Raw genomic sequence first — 16813 nt, 5'->3', positions numbered from 1 at the left:
GCGGTTTTGTATGCTAAACGTCTTTCTTGGTCTGCTTCCTGAATGGCAGACCTGCATCAACAAGAAAATGCCCAACGTGTGGCGAACCTGGGCTCAAACGTAACGGGACTCGGGGCGGCAAAACCCGATGACGGAACGCCAAGTGCGGCTCCAGTACTTTACGGCGCCGCGAACACGCCGGCGAACTGGCAACATTCCAACGCTTCCTGGCATGGGCCAAAGATCAACGCCCCCAAAGGGACTTTGGCGCCACCACAACAGGACGCACCCTACGCCGCCACAGCGCATGGTGCTGGAATATCCCAATCCCCCCGCCACCTTGCACAGGCCAGGTCCATGATCAGATCTTCATTGACGGGACCTACCTCGCCTACGGCTGATGCGTCCTCATAGCCCGAGCAAGCACAGGACCAGTAGTGGCCTGGCAATGGTGCCACACGGAAAACAGCACAGCCTACGGAAAACTCCTGTCCACCATCCCAGCCCCGCGGGTCATCACAATTGACGGCAACGGCGGTACACTCAAAGCCATCGCACATCACTGTCCAAGAATTGGGGTTCAGCACACACATTCAGGTTTGGTTATCCGAATCGTTTTTGTGCGCCTTGTCGGGTGATGCCGAGCGCGGCTCCGATGATGGTCCACGAGTCGCCTGCCTGGCGTGCGTCGTCGACGGCTTGGCGTAGGCGCCTTTCAGCTTCTTCTACTTGCTTGTTGGCTGCGACTATTTTCCTGAAGTTTTGTGCGTCTCGCGCGTGGTGTGTGGTGACGTCGAGTTCGTCAAGCCCGGTGTCGGTGTCGGTTGCGTATGTCATGTTTTCACCTCAAAAAGTCGTAGAACTTTGCTCTGAGTCTGTCAGCGTGAATGATTCGGTCGGGCGTTGGGGCTGGGACTGCGACGAGTTCGAGCAGTGTGCCGTCGGCGGCGGGCCCGATCAGGAGCATGCGGTCTTGTCCGTGGTATTCGTATTCGATTATCCGTATGGCGTTTTCCCACGCGTGTGTAATGTCAGCATGTGTGATGCCGTGCTTGTGGGCGCTGGGAAGAACTTTCACACTGTCAACTGTAAGTTGACGGCATGGGGGTGTCAACCCTTGCTGGCTTGGTGCGCTGGCGTGGGGAAAACGAAAAACCCCGCCGTTTCAACGAAACAGCGGGGCGTTTGCGGAGGATGGGGGATTCGAACCCCCGAGGGCTTGCACCCAACACGCTTTCCAAGCGTGCGCCATAGGCCACTAGGCGAATCCTCCAAGGCGCTGCACCGATTCGACCACACAGCTGATCAATACGTGCAACAACATAGGAGCATATCTGATTGACCGCCCTTTCGGCCACCTCGCAGCGTTCACATCAGGGTGTAATCGCTCACGCAGCGCCAGCCAGGTGCAGCGTGGTCGCCCTCGTCAATGCAATCAATCAACGAGGGCGACCCATGCACTACTCGTCGTACACGCCCAGGTAGTCCAACCACCCTTCGTAATGATCCAGAACGTCGTGCGCGATCTGGTCAGAGGACCATCCCACAATGTCGTACCCCTGACCACCGCCCGAGGGACGCACTTCCAAGCGCACCGTCACGTCATTCGCCTCAGCAACCATCGCGGTGCCCACAGACGGAACGGGAGACTCGACCACTCGCACGGTGTAGCGGAACGGATGCTCGGTCAGCAGGCCCGCGATGCTCGGTTCAGCGTCAGCAGAAGTACTCCCGGCCGTTCGAGGCTTCGCATCATCAACCATTTCACTGATCTGCTCGTGCAGTTCAGTGGTGGAATCGGTCTGTGGTTGCTCGCCCGTAGCAGTGGTCTGAGCACCTGAATCCCACTCCTGCGCGCCCGATGCCCTGGCCTCCGATTCGCCGCCAACTGTCAGCGTGACGCGGCCCAGGAAGTTACGCTCGTCATCCGGATCCTGTGCTTCGGGACCCTCAACAACCACCCATGCGGGCAGATCTTCCTTGTGGAGCTCATCGGCCACAGCCTGCAATGCGGGAACCACTCGCCTGTCAAGGGCACGCTGAGCGCGCGCAGGGGTGACAACGTCGAATGTCTTGCTCAGACGGTCACGCCAGGAGCGGCGAGCCATCGTTCCGGCTCCTGATGCGAGCACGCGGTTTTGGACGATGCGGCGACGACGCTGAGCCATCGACACTTCTTGCGACAGCGAGCGCCACAAGCCGATCATCACCAGCACAAGGACGAAGGAGAATGGCAGCGCCATAACGATCGTGGCTTGCTGCAGAATCGTCAACCCACCGGCAACCAGCATCGCAATGGTCAGCACACCGGTCAGCGTCGCCCAGAAGATACGCAGCCACGGCACAGCGTCCTGGCGAGCGTTCGTGATGCGGCTGGACAGGTTTGACATGACGAGGGAGCCTGAGTCCGCGCTGGTGACATAGAACAGGATTCCGACGAACAGGGCGACGGCGACAACCACTGTTGAGCCAGGTACTCGTTGCAGCAGGGCGTAGAACCCCTGTTCCGGAGCGTTCACGGTGATTTCTGCGAATTCCTTGTCTCCGTTCATCACGAGTTCCAGTGCAGCGTTACCGAAAATTGACACCCACATGATGACGTAGCTCAGGGGCAGGATCAGTGAGCCCATGACGAACTCACGGATGGTGCGGCCGCGTGAAATACGTGCCAGGAACATTCCGACGAATGCGGCCCAGGTGATCCACCACGCCCAGAAGAACAAGGTCCAGCTATTGAGCCACGTGTTGATCGCATCTGCCGTTGCCGGGTTCACACGCAGGTCAGCGTAGGTTTCCAATGTGAGCGCAGGGAACATGCGCACCAGGTCGCCCACAGAGCGAACCAGCGAATCCAGCAGATACGTAGTGTTCTGCGTGACCAGAACCCACACGGCCAGACCGATTGCCAACAGCACGTTCACGCTGGACAGGACGCGCACGCCGCGATCGACACCGGACACGGCGGAAATTGTCGCCATGATGACACTCAGTGAGATCAATCCGATCTGAGTGGAGGTCGCCTGCGGCAGTCCGAACAGTATCGTCAGACCGACATTCAGCTGAATGACGCCCACGCCCAGGGATGCGGCGATACCGAAGACACCGCCCACAACGGCTGCGCCGTCAATGATGTTGCCCAGCGGGCCGTCCACGTGTTTGCCGAAAAGCGGCCGCAAGGCTGACCGCACTGCGAGGTGGTGCTGGTGACGGTAGGCGAAGTATCCCAGAGCAATTCCGACCAGTGCATACATGCCCCACCCGGTGATGCCGTAGTGGAACAGCGTGTAGACCACGCCGGCGCGGGCAGCTTCCACTGTCTGCGCTTCACCGGTGGGAGGTGTCATGTACTGCGCGATCGGCTCTGCGACAGCAAAGAACATGATGCCGGTGCCAATGCCTGCGGCAAACAGCATGGCTGCCCATGAGAAAGTCGAGAAGTCAGGTGTCGCGTTGTTGGGCCCCAGCCTCACGTTGCCGAACTTGCTCAAAGCGAGCACAACGACGAACACCAGGATGAAGGTTGCGAGAAAAATATAGAAAGATCCGAACCAGTGACTGATCCAGTCCACCGCCACGGTAAACCCTGCTTCCACGCTTTGCGGTGATGCGATCGCGATGATGGCAATGACCGCAACGATCAGAGCTGATCCGATGAAAACCGGGTAGTTGACTGGTGGTGATTGGGGTGTGGGTCGAGTGGCGATCTCCCCTTCACGAGGCCGTCCGTCCGGCGAGGATTCTGCCTGCTCATCCATATCGTGACTTGCGCTGTTTGTGTTGATGTGCGCGCTCACGCATCGTCCTTTCGCTCGTGTGCGCGACAGCTGGGAGCCGCACACTGCTCTATCACCATAAGGCGTTGATGATGACAACTGCATATCAACCTTATCGAAGAGGATCAACACGACACCTTCGTCGCGACAGACTCCAAAATGTGAACAAACCGGCCAAAATTCTCGCGCTCCTGAGCACAGTCGCCATCACCGTGACCCTGAGTGCATGTGGACCACTCGTCAAAAAGGACCCCACTGCACAGGGCATCCAACCCACACCGCAAAGCACGCAGCCCGTTCCAACTCCAACTCCGACTCCCACCCCGGCGCCGGCTCCCGCCCCGTCCCCCCAATCCACGGGCCTCACGCCGGGCGGCTCACAGACGACGATCGCACGAGGAAGAACCTACTCTCACTGGCCGACAAGGCTGAGCAGGGCGACTACATGGGCGTTGTCAACGTGTCGATGAATCACGCACAGTTCTGCTATCCAGACACTTTCTCGGGTGACGTCGAGAACCTCACGAGTGACCTTGACGAGCAGTTCGCAGAATTGGATGAGCAGCTCGAGGAGCTTGACAAGATGCTCGAGGACTTGGACAGCGGCAGCTGAGCTTTCACCGCCCGTGCATGGCGAGGTCACATTCACAGTGTATTTCGGCTAAGTTAGTGACGTGAACCCGCAGCAATCTCGGCGTCGAACAGCACGTCAACGCTTCCTTGATGCCCGACAGAGTAAGCAGAATCTGACATTTTCCGTCGTGGCATCCGTCATGGCAGTACTGGTCATTGCTGCGCTCCTCGTGATCACGAACATCATTTCGATGCCCTCCGAAGAGTTCTCCAAGACGGAAAAGACGGCAGGTCTGGGCGACATTGTGTGCCCGACGGAAGGTACGACACCGCTGCCGGCAGACACGATCCATGTTCAGGTTCTCAACGCCACCTCACAGTCGGGCCTGGCCAGCTCGGTGACGACGATGCTGGCCGAGCAGGGATTTGTCATGCAGGATCCTGCCAACGCGGCAAGTGAGTTGACCGGCACCGTCGAAATTGACGTCTCCCCCAAGAACATTGATGCCGGCTACACGGTTGCGCGCTTCTTCCCTGATGCGCGCGTGGTCTTAAGTGAAGGCACCGACGAGGTTGTCCAGGTCATCCTCGGTACATTCTTCGATTCACTGCTGCCTAAGGAAGATATCGAGAAAATCGCAGAGTCTCAAAGCGCCCTCAAAGGCAGCGACTCGTGCCTGCCTGTTGACCCGGAGCTTCTTGCTCCCACCACGAGCCAGACAGGCAACGATGACCAGTCAGGCCAAGGCAGCCAGTCAGAGGGACAATCCGAGTAGCGTCCGCCGCGGTGTCACAGCAGTGGCGTTGCGTCCGCTTTTAATAGGAACGAGGGCGACTCGCAGGAGCCGCCCTCGTTTGATACCTGAAGAATTGGCTTAGCCAGCCTGTTCAGCGCCGCCAGTCTGTTCGGTGCCATCTGCCAGTTCAGCAGCGTCCGCCAGTTCCCCTCGTGAATGATGACGGGTCGAATAGGCCGTCGACTCCAACTCGGTACCTGACGGGGCTGACGCAGGTGAAGCAGCCTCAAGCGTCGTGCCGCGCAGCTTAGAAATCCAGCGCATGACATGGTAGATCAGCAATGCTGCACCTGAACCCAGTGCAATACCTTCGAACTGCATGCCGCCGGCAACCCACGTGAAGTTCGCGATTGCGACGATCAGGGAAACCGCAGCGGTGTTGAGGTTAACCGGGTCAGAGAAGTCCACCTGGTTCTGCACCCAGATACGCACGCCCAGCATGCCGATCATGCCGTACAGGACGGTGCCTGCACCGCCCAGAACGCCAGCCGGAATCGTCGAAATGAGGGCGCCGAACTTGGGCGTGAGAGCCAGAAGGAACGCCATGCCTGAGGCGACCAGGTACGCGGCCGTGGAGTACACGCGGGTCGCTGCCATCACGCCGATGTTTTCTGCGTACGTCGTGGTACCTGAACCACCGCCGGCACCGGCAAGCATGGTGGAGCAGCCGTCAGCGATCAGTGCGCGCCCGGTGATGCCGTCAAGATCGCGCCCGGTCATTGCTGACACTGACTTCACGTGACCAACGTTTTCAGCAATAAGGACGAAGACAACCGGGACAAACAGGCCCAGCGTCGATGGATCAAAAGCAGGTGTGGAGAACTCAGGCAGACCGATCCAAGAGGCTTCAGCAACGCGTGAGAAGTCAACCTCGTGCTGGAGGATTGCGGCAACGTAGCCGATCAGCACGCCGAACAGGATGGACAGGCGTCCGATAATACCCTTGAAGAGCACGGTGATCAGACAGATTGACACGATGGTGACCACTGCCGTCAGTGGGCCTTCCTTGACCCAGTTCCATGCGGCTGGCGCAAGGTTCAGGCCGATCAGCGCGACGATTGCGCCAGTGACGACCGGGGGCATCACGACATCGATCCAGTGTGCGCCGGCGAAGTGCACGATGATGCCGACCAGCGTCAGGGTTGCACCAGTGGCGATTACGCCGCCCAGGGCGTAGTTGTGGCCGAGGGTCTGCGTGACAGCGGTGATCGGCGCGATCAGCGCGAAAGATGATCCGAGGTAGGACGGCATGCGCCCGCCGGTGATCAGGAAGAACAGCAGTGTGCCGACTGCGCAGAAGAACAGCGTGGTCGAAGGTGGGAAGCCTGTGATCAGAGGGACGAGGAACGTCGCACCGAACATGGCGACAACGTGCTGCGCACCGATTCCGATGGTGCGCGGCCAGGACAGACGCTCTTCGGGGGCGACAACCTCGCCGGGAGCGATTGACGTGCCATCACCGTGAAGTCGCCATGAAAAAAAGCCGCCCCGAGGACGACTTGATGAATGGGAAGACTCGCGCGAGGCGCGAGGGGTAGCTGAACCGCTCATGCGGATGTCTCCGATCAGTTGATAAGGATGCAAAAGTGCAGGCCGTTCACCGGTCGGAACATCACAGTATCGAACTTGCCGACAAAAGGCTAAATTCCGCGGCAAATCATGGTTGATTTCACACGGGTGAACTGATGGGCGAGTTGCCTGAGCGTGCAGATAAGCTGTGACCATAGATGAACCCAGTCGTCATGCCGTAGGGTGGGACGTAGCAGGATCGTCACAAGGGGATACCAAAGATGCCCTCGGTCAGCACAGGGCCGCGGGGAGTGAGGGGGGGAACTGGTGAGTCAGCCAGCGACAGGTTCGCAGTTGCACGTGCTGGATCCTTCTCTTGATTCCTCACACAGTGCCACAGAAAATCCGACGCTGGATCCGTCCTTGGATCCATCCCTTGATCCTGCACTGGATCCCTCGTCGCCCCAGTTCGTTTTCCCCGGAACCCAGGACATTGACCCGGCCATGGTTTTCTCGACCCCCGGATACAACGCCCCTCGCCATAACTCCAACACTGCCGCCACGATTGGCCTGTGGATGGCAGCCCTTTCCCTGCTGGCGTTCCCTCTGACAATCTTCGCCCTGATCTTGAGTATTGCCGGACTCATCACCTCGTTTTCACGCGGTGGTCGAGGAAGGCACGAGGCCGTCGCCGGGCTTGTTGTATCGGGCATCGTGATCATCTCGATCTGTCTCGTTGTCGGCATCTTCGTCATCGGTTTCACGGCCGGTCTGTAGATCCCATGTTTCGACCGTAAGGGTACCGGAAATTCTTTCTTTGCCTACACTTGAAGCATGAAGCCTTTCTTGCTGGTATCAACACGCCCCGAAGAAGAAGCGATCGACGCTGAATACCATTCGTACCTCCTGGTCAGCGGTTTGACGCCGTCCACGCTCGAACAGGTTCGCATGGATATGCTGGGGCTGCCCGAAGTTGACGTCAATGCCTACAGCGGCATCTTCGTGGCTGGATCGCCTTACGGCACCACTACTCCCACTGAGAAGAAGTCATCGTCCCAGCGCAGAACTGAGGAAGATCTGGCTCACTTGTTCCATCAGATCCTCGAGGCGAAAACCCCATGTCTGACCACGGGTTACGGAACGGAGGTTGCCGCGACGGTTCTGGGCGGCACGGTGACGACACGGTGGGCTGAACCGGCTTCGATGGTGACAATCACCCTGGCTGAGGAGGCCGAGGATGACCCGCTGCTTGAGGACTTTCCGCGCACATTCACAACCTACGTCGGCCACCACGAAGCAGTAGAAGAAGTGCCGCCGGGCACGACGGTTCTTGCTAAATCAGTCACGTGTCCCACGCAGATGATGCGTTTTGGGCCGGCTTTTTGGGCTACGCAGTTCAACCCTGAACTTGACTCCGACGCGATCAATCAGCGCCTGGCGATCTATGCCGATGCCGGCTACTCAGGCACTGACGATCTGGAGACCCTGGTGCAGATCGGGCACATGGGTGAAGGAACCCACCAGGCGGGACAAATCGTGAAGAAGTTCGTTGAAAGGTTCAGGCAGCAGTAATGCCACGGTCGTCATCCTCGCTGCCTCACCTAGATGAGCTGGTCGAACTGTGTGCGGGTAAGCGTCTGGCTGCTCTGACAGGTGCCGGAATGTCCACTGATTCAGGGCTTCCGGACTATCGCGGAACCGGATCGTCTGGCACGCCGACAGTGGATATCGACCTGTTCCTGTCGGATCCGAAATGGCAACGCTGGGTGTGGGAGCGAAACCAGGTGACATGGCGAGCGTTGCAGGACCTGCCCGCCACGCGCGGACATGAGGCGCTCGCACGCATGGAGCGGGCAGGAATCCTTCACGGCGTTGCCACTCAGAATGTGGATGGCCTAGATGAAAAGGCTGGGATCCACCAGCTCGCTCTGCTTCACGGCTCGTTCTTGACGGTTGACTGCATGCAGTGCGCAGCGCGGTATCCTCGAGAATGGCTCGATGGCGAGTTGCGCGCCGCCAATCCGAATCTGGTCGACGACCCTGATCCCACTCACGTTGCGATTCTGGCTCAGGTTGATCCCGAGGGCGCCACGGCTTCCGCGATCACGCTGGTTCCCTGTCCGCAGTGTGGTGGGATCCTCAAACCGAATGTCGTCTTTTTTGGCGAGATGCTGCCATCAGACCAGATGGACAAGGGACTGACCTTTGCTGCGCAGTGTGACGTACTCCTGGTTGTGGGCACGTCAGTGAAAGTGTCAACCGCCGTGTGGATTGCTCATCAGGCGATCAGCAGCGGCGCTGACCTGATCGTCATCAATCGTGGGCCGTGCGACCTCGATCATCACTCTGCCGTTCGCCTGCGCATCGACGGTTCTGCCAGTGACTATCTCGAGGCGCTGGCAGACGCCCTCGGTGCGTGACAAAGCGCTCTTTCTGGCAGAACATATCAGTAACGTCCAAGTTTCGAGCACTCAGGACTCACGTTTTCGCCAAAACTTGTTTAGAATAAAAACAAAATCAACTGGCAACGACAAAGGAGTATTACTAGTGCCACGCACCATTCATGTCGCCATCACTGGAAACGATGAAGCGACCGGGGAACAGAAAGCACCCCTCCGCACCATCAATGCGGCCGCGAACATCGCCCGGCCCGGAGACACTGTGATTGTTCACGAGGGCGAATACCGCGAATGGGTTCAACCCCGTTTCGGTGGTCTTTCAGATAACCGTCGTATCACCTATTGTGCAGCCCCTGACGAGCACGTCGTCATCAAGGGGTCCGAGGTAGTCAGCGAGTGGGAATCAACTTCTGACAACGTGTGGAAAGCAGTTGTTCCCAACTGCGTGTTCGGAACTTTCAATCCTTTCGCTGAAGAACTCTCCGGCGACTGGGTTGTCCGCCCGAATCCTCGAGTTGAGGGTCCGCGCCGACACTTAGGAGCCGTGTACCTCAACGGAAGGAGTCTGCTTGAGGCAGATTCGCTTGAGGATCTTTCAAACCCTTCTGCGACAGAAACTATGATCGACGACTGGACAGGTCAGGAAGTTACAATCGCCGACCCTGAGTGGACGAAACGGCGTTGGTTTGCTGAAGTCGGGCCTGAAAACACGTGCATCTGGGCTAATTTCGGCAATCAGGACCCACGCGAGGAACTCATCGAAATCAACGTTCGCCCTTCAGTCTTCATGCCGGCTGAACACCACATTGACTACATCACCGTACGCGGCTTCGAACTCGCACAGGCAGCGACCCAATGGGCTCCTCCCACAGCATGTCAAGGCGGCCTCATTGGCCCAAACTGGGCCAAAGGCTGGATCATCGAAAACAACCGCATTCATGATGCCAAATGCTCAGCTGTTTCACTAGGCAAGGAGAAGAGCACTGGCCACAACTACGCCACCGAGCGTCAGGACAAGCCAGGCTACCAATACCAGCTGGAATCCGTATTCTCTGCTCGCCAAATTGGCTGGGACAAGGAACACATCGGATCCCATATCGTCAGAGGTAATGAGATCTATTCATGCGGCCAGACTGGAATCGTCGGTCATCTTGGATGCGTATTCTCGACGATCGAAGACAACCACATCCATGACATCGCTACCGACCGCGAGTTCTTCGGACACGAGATTGCAGGTATCAAACTCCACGCTGCTATCGATGTGAAAATTCGACACAACCACATCCATGACTGTTCTTTGGGTATCTGGTTGGATTGGGAAACTCAGGGCACTCGCATTAGCCGTAACGTCATGCACTCAAACTGCCGCGATCTTTTCGTTGAAGTGTCACACGGCCCATACATGGTGGACAATAACGTTCTCGCTTCACCTGTGTCTTTCGAAAGCGTCTCTCAAGGCGGCGCTTTCCTCCACAACCTCATTGGGGGGACAATTCGTGTCAGCCAGGAACTCACGCGGTCGACTCCCTATCACGTAGCCCACTCGACTCAAGTTGCTGGATACGGAACCTTCTGTTGTGGAGATGACCGCTGGATGAACAACGTGTTTGTCGGCGGAGACAGGGACGCTGCTTACTCGGCGCACGGTATCGGTGATTTTCTACCTGATACGACGCTGGGTACGTCCGTGTACGACGGTTGCGATACTTCAATCGGAGAACTTATCAAAGAGCTCGACGAATCCTCTGAAGGCGACCACGAGCGTTACTTCGGCAGGCGTCTTCCCGCTTACATTCACTCGAACACCTATGTGGGCGGCCCAACCCCCTTCAAACGAGAAGAAGATCCCACTGTAATCGATCGAGAGAGCGCCAAGATCTCAGTCGCCCTAGACGAGGATCAACGCGGCGCCATTCTTCACCTCAAGGAAGCAGCCGCGCTGGACATTCCCGAAGTTAATCGAGTTACCGGAGCTGATCTGCCTCCTGCATACTTCCCCGATGCACACTATGAGAACGCTGATGGCACGCCGGCAACCTTTGACACAGATGTCCTTGGCAATATCAATGAGGCTGATAAGCGCCAAGCAGGTCCATTTGCAACTAATCTGTGGAACCAGGAGACGATCAAGATCTGGTAAATAACTTTTGATCGTCCTCAAGAGGGGGCCGGCTGCACAGACAGCTGGCCCCCTCTAGTCTTGCGGAGAAGTTATGGCAGGTTTCCCATCATGAGCTTTTTCACGCCACGCATGATCACCCTTCTGTACAAGCAAACAAGAAGGGCGCCCCGAAACCTCGGAACGCCCCTCTAGTCCTGTCTATCGGAATAGCACCTACTTTCCAAAGCCTGCGGTCAGGCCTGCAACCATTTGCCGGCGGCCCACAATATAAGCGGCGAGTACAGGCAAAGCTGACAGCGTAACAGCGGCCAGAATTGCGGGAATATTACTCGTATATTGGCCCTGATAATTCCACAGGGATAGGGTCAGCACTCGAACTTGCGAACTCTGAGTCAATACAAGAGGGAACAGGAACCCGTTCCAGACCTGTAGCGCCTGGTAGATCCCCGCGGTCATGATCGCCGGAACTGACAAGGGCCACACCAGGGTCCACATCATCTTCCAGTTCGTCGCGCCATCAACTGCCATCGAATCGAATAATTCATTGGGAATATCACGCATAAAATTGACCAGGATCAAACACGTGACCGGAATCCCGAATGCAATTGAAGGCAGAATGATGGCCAGCAACGAATCGTACAGCCCCATTTGAACCACTAGGTAATACACGGGGATAATCACTGCCTGCAATGGAATTCCCAGTCCAAGCAGTATCAGGCTGAAGGTCCTCCGCGACCACTTATTCTTGCGTCTCACGACGTAATACGATGCCATGACGCACACCACCATCAGAATTGCAACGGTAGCTACTGTCACAATCAACGTATTAAAGAAGTACATCCAGAAATCATTTTGGAAAACTGAAATATACGCTGCGATTGTTGGCGACTTCGTTGGAAGCAGAGGATTTTCCGTATAGAACGAAGACTGCGACCGCAAACTCGTGATGACGATGTAATAGATCGGCAGGATCACGATCGCGAGCCAAATCCAACCACCAAGACCGGCAAGAAGACTCGATACTGTCGTTTTGTTTCTGTTCATAGCCCCTGTGCCTGACTTTCCATTCGTGTCGCACCGGAAAGCTTATTCAGCCCCAGTGAGAGCGCCAATCCGACCGCAAGGAGTAAAGTTCCTACCACTGTAGCCTGACCCATGTTGAAACTCTTGAAGCCAAGCAGATACATATGCAGTGGAAGAATCCTTGTTGCTCCTCCAGGTCCGCCTCCTGTCAAGACATAGATGAGATCGAAATAGGTTAGAGCACCGACCAGCTGCAGCGTCGAATCAGTGACGATCGTGTACTTTAGCTGAGGAATCGTCACGTGCCAGAACTGCTGCCACTTTGATGCTCCGTCCAGTTCTGCGGCTTCGTAGAGCATTGCTGGGATTTGCCGCACTCCACCCTGGTAGATCAGAGAGTGGAACGGAATAAAGGCCCACGCGATGATCAAGATCGTCGCAGGTAAAGCGAGCTTTGCATCTCCAATCCAATCCTGTCTCAGCCATGAGATACCAAAGGCATTTGACATTCCAAAATTGGGATCCAATAACGCTTTGAAAGCAATACCCAATGCTGCAGACGAAAACAGCAGCGGGAGGAAATACAGCACGGACAGGAACTCTCTGTACCGCTGCTTCTTGGCCATAAAGATTCCGAGCATTAGTGACATCGGAGTCTGAATAAGCCACGTAACGACCATGACAATTATCGTCAGTTTGATCGCGTTAATAGTCAGCGGATCAGAGAGTGTCACTGCCCAGTTGTGCATACCTGCCCATGACGGCGTTCCCAGACCATCCCAGCTCATGAAGCTTAGGAAAACTACGCCTATGAGTGGGATGATGGCGAAGAAGATAAAGAATGCCATCGCAGGGAGCGCGAACCACCCGCTTGGGCCGTTAGCCTTGCTGGCTACTCGCGTTTCATTGCGAGGTTTCTTGTTCACCTGACCTCCTACCGAATGGGTTCTAATCTCACTACTTGTCATGGAACGCACAAGTTACTTGATCGTTGCATTCATCGCATCAGCGAATTGCTCAGGTGTAATGCTCAGATCAAACAGAAGCTGGATGTTGTCAAGCAGCGTCTGCGAGGTGTCAGACGGAAGCTCCTGATCCCAGGAAAGCTGGAAGTTACTTGAGTTGAGAACCATGTCGTAGCCGAAAGTCAGGTAATCTTCCTGTTCGCTGCCCTTGATGAATTTCTCTGCTCCAACAGTTGGAGGAATATCTCCACCATCTACCATCGCCTTGACGTATTCATCGTCGAAGAGGTTGTTGAGATAGCCTTTCGCAGCAGTTTGCGCCTGTTCGCTTGATGCGGCGCTCACGGACCAGAAATTCGACTGATTTCCTGCAACAGCGCTGGGATCACCCTTACCACCTTCGATGGACGGGAATGCACCAAAGGCCAAGTTGCCATCTTTGACGAAATCAGGCGCGTCCGTCAGGAACGTTCCGTATGCCCATGATCCGTGCAGCATCATGGCGGCCTTACCTGTGTGAACCAGTGCCACATCAGCATTGGCGTCTGCAACCACTGACCCATAGGCATCTCCGAAGGCGCCGGCCTTCACGAGTTCCTGAGCTTTTCCAAGTGCTTCAATCGCGGCTGGGTCTGACCATGCATCCTTTTCGCCGTTGGCAATCCGATCAAATACTTCCGATCCGCCGATCCGGTCGAACAGATATTCCAACCACATCATGGATGTCCACTTGGATGCGCCGGCCAAGGAGATCGGAATAATGCCAGCTTCTTTGAACTTTTCGACACAATTGAGCAGATCATCCCAAGTTTGGGGAATCTCCAAACCCTGCTCTTCAAACAGTTGCTTGTTGTAATACATGTGGACGGGTTGCGTTCCAACATTGGGAAGTGCGTAGTACTTACCGTCAACGATTCCGCCGTCAGCAATGCTGGGAATCAGTTTATCAACCGAATCCTTTACATCGTCAGTAATGTCAACAACCTTGCCGGCCTCGACATAGTCACGCAAGGTCGCGCCGCCCCAGCCAAAGACCAGCGTAGGGGCATTATCAGAGCCGATCGCGGTGCGGATCTTCTCTTTATAAGCGTCGTTGGCAAACCAATCAACACTAATCGACTGATCGCTGTTTTCGGTATTCCACTTCTCAAACGAGTCACGCCAGATGATTTCATGGGTGCCGCCAGTGAGCGCCCACGCTGACGCCTCTCCGTTACCATTCGAACCTGTTGCCTCACCAGACTGGCCAGGCTGAGCGCCGCCACAGGCGCTCAGAACGAGCGAGCCAGCCGCAAGAAGCGCGCCCACAGCGAAGATTCCTCTTTGCCTAATTTTCATCTCAGTTCCATCCCTTTCTCAGATTTGAGCCTCTATCCTCAGCGATAAGACGTTGACGAGAGAACCTGCCTCACGCCACGCTGCTCGTTGGAACAGCACAATGAACGGTCTCCATTGATCACAACCTCAATGTTTCAAAGTGCGGTCTCGTGACTTAGTTTAGTAGTTAATTTTAATACGTCAAGATCAGTTGACATGCCGATACAAAATCTTAACAATGCACGATACTATTGAAACAGTTTCAAAGAGGTGGGGCAATCACGAGGGACCGAGGGACACAGTGACAGCACGAAAGCAAAACGGCCGCGTTACCCTGAGCGACGTCGCACAGCAGGCGCAGGTATCAAAGGCAACCGCTTCAAAGGCAATGAATAACCGCGAGGAGGTTGCTGCCCACACGCGGAAGAAGGTTCAAGAAATTGCTCGCACAATGGGGTACAGACACGCGTCTCCTCTCACTCATGTGCTTCCAGACATCGTGGCAGTCTCGGACAGCCTTCAGAGCCCCTATACCATGAGCGTCCTCGATGGAATGGTCCACGAATGCACTACCCATGGTTTGTCGCTATCGATTACTGCGCTCAGCGCACCGTCTTCTCAGCACATGCCGCCGGTGCTGAGCGCTCCCTGGCTCTCACTTATTGCGCAGAAGAAAGTTTTCGGACTAGTCCTCATGACGATGCCTGTCTCAAGAAAACAGGCAAGCATGATTAAAGCTGAAGAAATCCCAACGGTCCTGATCGACCCTCGCAACCACCCACCGCAAGGTCTGACATCGATCGGAGCGACTAATTGGAATGGCGGCCTACAGGCGACCCAACACCTTATATCCTTAGGACACCGCCGAATCGCTTACATTTCAGGCCCACCGCATTCCGTTCCTTCCACTGAGCGCTACCAGGGATTCCTGTCCGCGCATCACATGGCAAATGTGCCTTTTAATCCCGAACTGGTTGACGGAAACGAATTTTCCTACGCCGAGGGAGTACGGGTGACGGAGAAACTCCTGGCCCTACCAGAAGGGAGTCAGCCCACAGCCATATTCGCAGGATCCGATCTGACGGCTCTAGGAAGCCTCGAAACTCTCCGCCGTCACGGTAAGAAAGTGCCGGAGAAAATTTCTATTGTCGGATTTGACGACTCTCTGCTCGCCCTCGCTGCAAATCCACCATTGACAACCGTCAGGCAACCGGTCAGCGACATTGGCAAAACTGCTATTCGCACTTTGATCGATATTCAAGAGGGCAACAGACCCACCGGACCTCTTCGATTCGAAACGACTCTGGTTATCCGCGACTCAACCGCAAAGCGTGCCTGACCCCAGTTATCGCTCCTCCCGCACGCCCCGTGCAACTACCACCTGAACTGGTCTTCACCGATGGGGCCTTGCTCCCCGACCATCCATCCTTGACGGGCAAGGGCAAATGAAGCTCCGGACTTCACGTTCCAGCAGCTCATGCCGTTCTGCGTCGACTGACATGCGACGTCACCACTGGTTGCAAACTTGCCGTATTCAAGGGCCTGCCCACCACCTTGTGCGGACTCCACGCATTCGCGCGAAGCTCCTTCGGCGGTGGCAACCAGATTTGTCAGCCGGTCACCGCAGCTCTCAACTCCGGCAGCTGCGTAATCGTCATCAACAATGACACATGAGACAGTTTCGTCGGACAGGGTGCAGGCAATATTGCCCGAGGGCGCCATGATCTCGCCGGCCTGAACTGCACCCGCCGGTGCCGGGTACACGATCGGTTGTTCATCTGACTGAGCCTGCTCTGGTTCGGCCTCCGACTGCTCTTCAGCCGCCCCGGTGCTTTCAGGCTCGGTCGACTGCGCAGACGACTGCGGAGCCGGCGCGGGGCTGGGATCAACCGGACGGGAGGGGAAAATCCCTTTGAATACCACGATCGAGATCACCACAAGCACAAGAGCGATGGCGATGAGGATTCCGAGCACCAGTCCCACTCTGGACTGCGACGATCCATCAGATTCACCGCTTCGATTCCCCTGCTGGCGACTGGCCTGGTCGAGGGCGGCCGTACCCGACGCCGCCTGAGAAACAGGTGGGAAACGCCCCGCTCCCTGCTGCCCGTATGCACGCCTCTGAGCAAGCGCCTGGTCCACCGCGGGATCTCCCAACGATCCCAACCACTCGAGCAGCCCTGAGTAGGTGTGCGGATTCTGAGCAACGACGGCACGCAGCTCCGGGTGACGGTAGGCGATATCCCTCAGCGTCTCATAATCCGTACCGGGGTCAGCGGCCAGTTGATGTAGGTTGCGAGGATCTGACTGATTATTCATCGCGTTTGCCTCCATCAGCTCCAATGGTGTTACTGAC

15 protein-coding genes and 1 tRNA gene are annotated in these 16813 nt (G+C 56.4%); 7 read left to right on the top strand and 9 right to left on the bottom strand.

The features are described from left to right. Nucleotides 1–582 precede the first annotated feature (582 nt). The 4 genes from AC1EJ1_RS00785 to betT all read right to left on the bottom strand — a co-directional run bounded on the left by AC1EJ1_RS00785 (nt 583) and on the right by betT (nt 3734). A complete protein-coding gene (locus AC1EJ1_RS00785; RefSeq protein ID WP_070725231.1) occupies nt 583–816 on the bottom strand; it encodes a hypothetical protein in 234 nt (77 codons plus the stop codon). A gap of 4 nt (nt 817–820) precedes the next feature. Continuing rightward, a complete protein-coding gene (locus AC1EJ1_RS00780) occupies nt 821–1057 on the bottom strand; it encodes a hypothetical protein (RefSeq protein WP_480289130.1) in 237 nt (78 codons plus the stop codon). 110 nt (nt 1058–1167) lie between these two features. Next, a tRNA-Ser gene (locus AC1EJ1_RS00775) sits at nt 1168–1252 on the bottom strand. A gap of 187 nt (nt 1253–1439) precedes the next feature. Further along, the gene (gene betT / locus AC1EJ1_RS00770; RefSeq protein ID WP_480295288.1) at nt 1440–3734 is read right to left on the bottom strand and encodes a choline BCCT transporter BetT; all 2295 of its coding nucleotides are present in this window, start codon (nt 3732–3734) and stop codon (nt 1440–1442) included. 244 nt (nt 3735–3978) lie between these two features. On the opposite strand from betT, the gene AC1EJ1_RS00765 reads away from it, so the two are divergent. After that, nucleotides 3979–4365, top strand: coding sequence for a hypothetical protein (locus AC1EJ1_RS00765; RefSeq protein ID WP_480295176.1), 387 nt, complete (start codon nt 3979–3981; stop codon nt 4363–4365). Nucleotides 4366–4426: 61 nt separating this feature from the next. Then, nucleotides 4427–5101 (top strand): LytR C-terminal domain-containing protein, encoded by a 675-nt coding sequence (locus tag AC1EJ1_RS00760; RefSeq protein ID WP_480295175.1) that lies wholly within the window; start codon nt 4427–4429, stop codon nt 5099–5101. A 99-nt stretch (nt 5102–5200) separates the two neighbouring features. Here the strand turns inward: AC1EJ1_RS00760 and AC1EJ1_RS00755 are convergent, their stop codons facing one another. Continuing rightward, the gene (locus AC1EJ1_RS00755; protein ID WP_285015843.1) at nt 5201–6673 is read right to left on the bottom strand and encodes a uracil-xanthine permease family protein; all 1473 of its coding nucleotides are present in this window, start codon (nt 6671–6673) and stop codon (nt 5201–5203) included. Between the two features lie 285 nt (nt 6674–6958). Between AC1EJ1_RS00755 and AC1EJ1_RS00750 the strand changes: the two genes are divergently transcribed. From AC1EJ1_RS00750 to AC1EJ1_RS00735, 4 genes are all read left to right on the top strand, one after another. Further along, nucleotides 6959–7408 (top strand): hypothetical protein, encoded by a 450-nt coding sequence (locus AC1EJ1_RS00750; protein WP_480295174.1) that lies wholly within the window; start codon nt 6959–6961, stop codon nt 7406–7408. 57 nt (nt 7409–7465) lie between these two features. Further along, the gene (locus AC1EJ1_RS00745; protein ID WP_480293829.1) at nt 7466–8203 is read left to right on the top strand and encodes a glutamine amidotransferase-related protein; all 738 of its coding nucleotides are present in this window, start codon (nt 7466–7468) and stop codon (nt 8201–8203) included. Next, complete coding sequence (locus tag AC1EJ1_RS00740) at nt 8203–9051, top strand: SIR2 family NAD-dependent protein deacylase (protein ID WP_092648900.1); 849 nt, start codon at nt 8203–8205, stop codon at nt 9049–9051. The genes AC1EJ1_RS00745 and AC1EJ1_RS00740 overlap by 1 nt, the downstream gene beginning before the upstream one ends. 127 nt (nt 9052–9178) lie before the next feature. Then, nucleotides 9179–11170, top strand: a complete 1992-nt coding sequence (locus AC1EJ1_RS00735; protein ID WP_480295173.1) for a right-handed parallel beta-helix repeat-containing protein — start codon at nt 9179–9181, stop codon at nt 11168–11170. 195 nt (nt 11171–11365) lie between these two features. Here AC1EJ1_RS00735 and AC1EJ1_RS00730 read toward each other — a convergent pair whose 3' ends face one another. From AC1EJ1_RS00730 to AC1EJ1_RS00720, 3 genes are read right to left on the bottom strand one after another with little or no spacing between them, the layout of a single operon-like run. Next, complete coding sequence (locus tag AC1EJ1_RS00730; RefSeq protein ID WP_070725247.1) at nt 11366–12196, bottom strand: carbohydrate ABC transporter permease; 831 nt, start codon at nt 12194–12196, stop codon at nt 11366–11368. Further along, nucleotides 12193–13101, bottom strand: coding sequence for a carbohydrate ABC transporter permease (locus tag AC1EJ1_RS00725; RefSeq protein ID WP_070725249.1), 909 nt, complete (start codon nt 13099–13101; stop codon nt 12193–12195). The genes AC1EJ1_RS00730 and AC1EJ1_RS00725 overlap by 4 nt, the downstream gene beginning before the upstream one ends. Before the next feature lie 54 nt (nt 13102–13155). After that, on the bottom strand, nt 13156–14478 hold the full coding sequence (locus tag AC1EJ1_RS00720; protein WP_480295172.1) for an extracellular solute-binding protein: 1323 nt from the start codon (nt 14476–14478) through the stop codon (nt 13156–13158). Nucleotides 14479–14695: 217 nt separating this feature from the next. Here AC1EJ1_RS00720 and AC1EJ1_RS00715 point away from each other — a divergent pair, with 217 nt between their 5' ends. Beyond that, nucleotides 14696–15796 (top strand): LacI family DNA-binding transcriptional regulator, encoded by a 1101-nt coding sequence (locus AC1EJ1_RS00715; protein ID WP_480295171.1) that lies wholly within the window; start codon nt 14696–14698, stop codon nt 15794–15796. 35 nt (nt 15797–15831) lie between these two features. On the opposite strand, the gene AC1EJ1_RS00710 is transcribed toward AC1EJ1_RS00715, so the two are convergent. Beyond that, nucleotides 15832–16776: a variant leucine-rich repeat-containing protein gene (locus AC1EJ1_RS00710; RefSeq protein WP_058237445.1), complete on the bottom strand. Its 945-nt coding sequence runs from the start codon at nt 16774–16776 to the stop codon at nt 15832–15834. Between the last annotated feature and the right edge of the window lie 37 nt (nt 16777–16813).

This window comes from Pauljensenia sp. C0170B4 (assembly GCF_056590235.1).
Note: the sequence above shows the minus strand (reverse complement) of the source record. Positions and strands in the feature narration are given on the sequence as shown.

Excerpts from the sequence above, each read along its gene's own strand:
- AC1EJ1_RS00785 (WP_070725231.1), bottom strand. The coding sequence starts at position 816 with ATGACATACGCAACCGACACCGACACCGGGCTTGACGAACTCGACGTC.
- betT (WP_480295288.1), bottom strand. The coding sequence starts at position 3,734 with ATGGATGAGCAGGCAGAATCCTCGCCGGACGGACGGCCTCGTGAAGGG.
- AC1EJ1_RS00765 (WP_480295176.1), top strand. The coding sequence starts at position 3,979 with ATGTGGACCACTCGTCAAAAAGGACCCCACTGCACAGGGCATCCAACC.
- AC1EJ1_RS00755 (WP_285015843.1), bottom strand. The coding sequence starts at position 6,673 with ATGAGCGGTTCAGCTACCCCTCGCGCCTCGCGCGAGTCTTCCCATTCA.
- AC1EJ1_RS00745 (WP_480293829.1), top strand. The coding sequence starts at position 7,466 with ATGAAGCCTTTCTTGCTGGTATCAACACGCCCCGAAGAAGAAGCGATC.
- AC1EJ1_RS00740 (WP_092648900.1), top strand. The coding sequence starts at position 8,203 with ATGCCACGGTCGTCATCCTCGCTGCCTCACCTAGATGAGCTGGTCGAA.
- AC1EJ1_RS00730 (WP_070725247.1), bottom strand. The coding sequence starts at position 12,196 with ATGAACAGAAACAAAACGACAGTATCGAGTCTTCTTGCCGGTCTTGGT.
- AC1EJ1_RS00720 (WP_480295172.1), bottom strand. The coding sequence starts at position 14,478 with ATGAAAATTAGGCAAAGAGGAATCTTCGCTGTGGGCGCGCTTCTTGCG.
- AC1EJ1_RS00715 (WP_480295171.1), top strand. The coding sequence starts at position 14,696 with ATGCACGATACTATTGAAACAGTTTCAAAGAGGTGGGGCAATCACGAG.
- AC1EJ1_RS00710 (WP_058237445.1), bottom strand. The coding sequence starts at position 16,776 with ATGAATAATCAGTCAGATCCTCGCAACCTACATCAACTGGCCGCTGAC.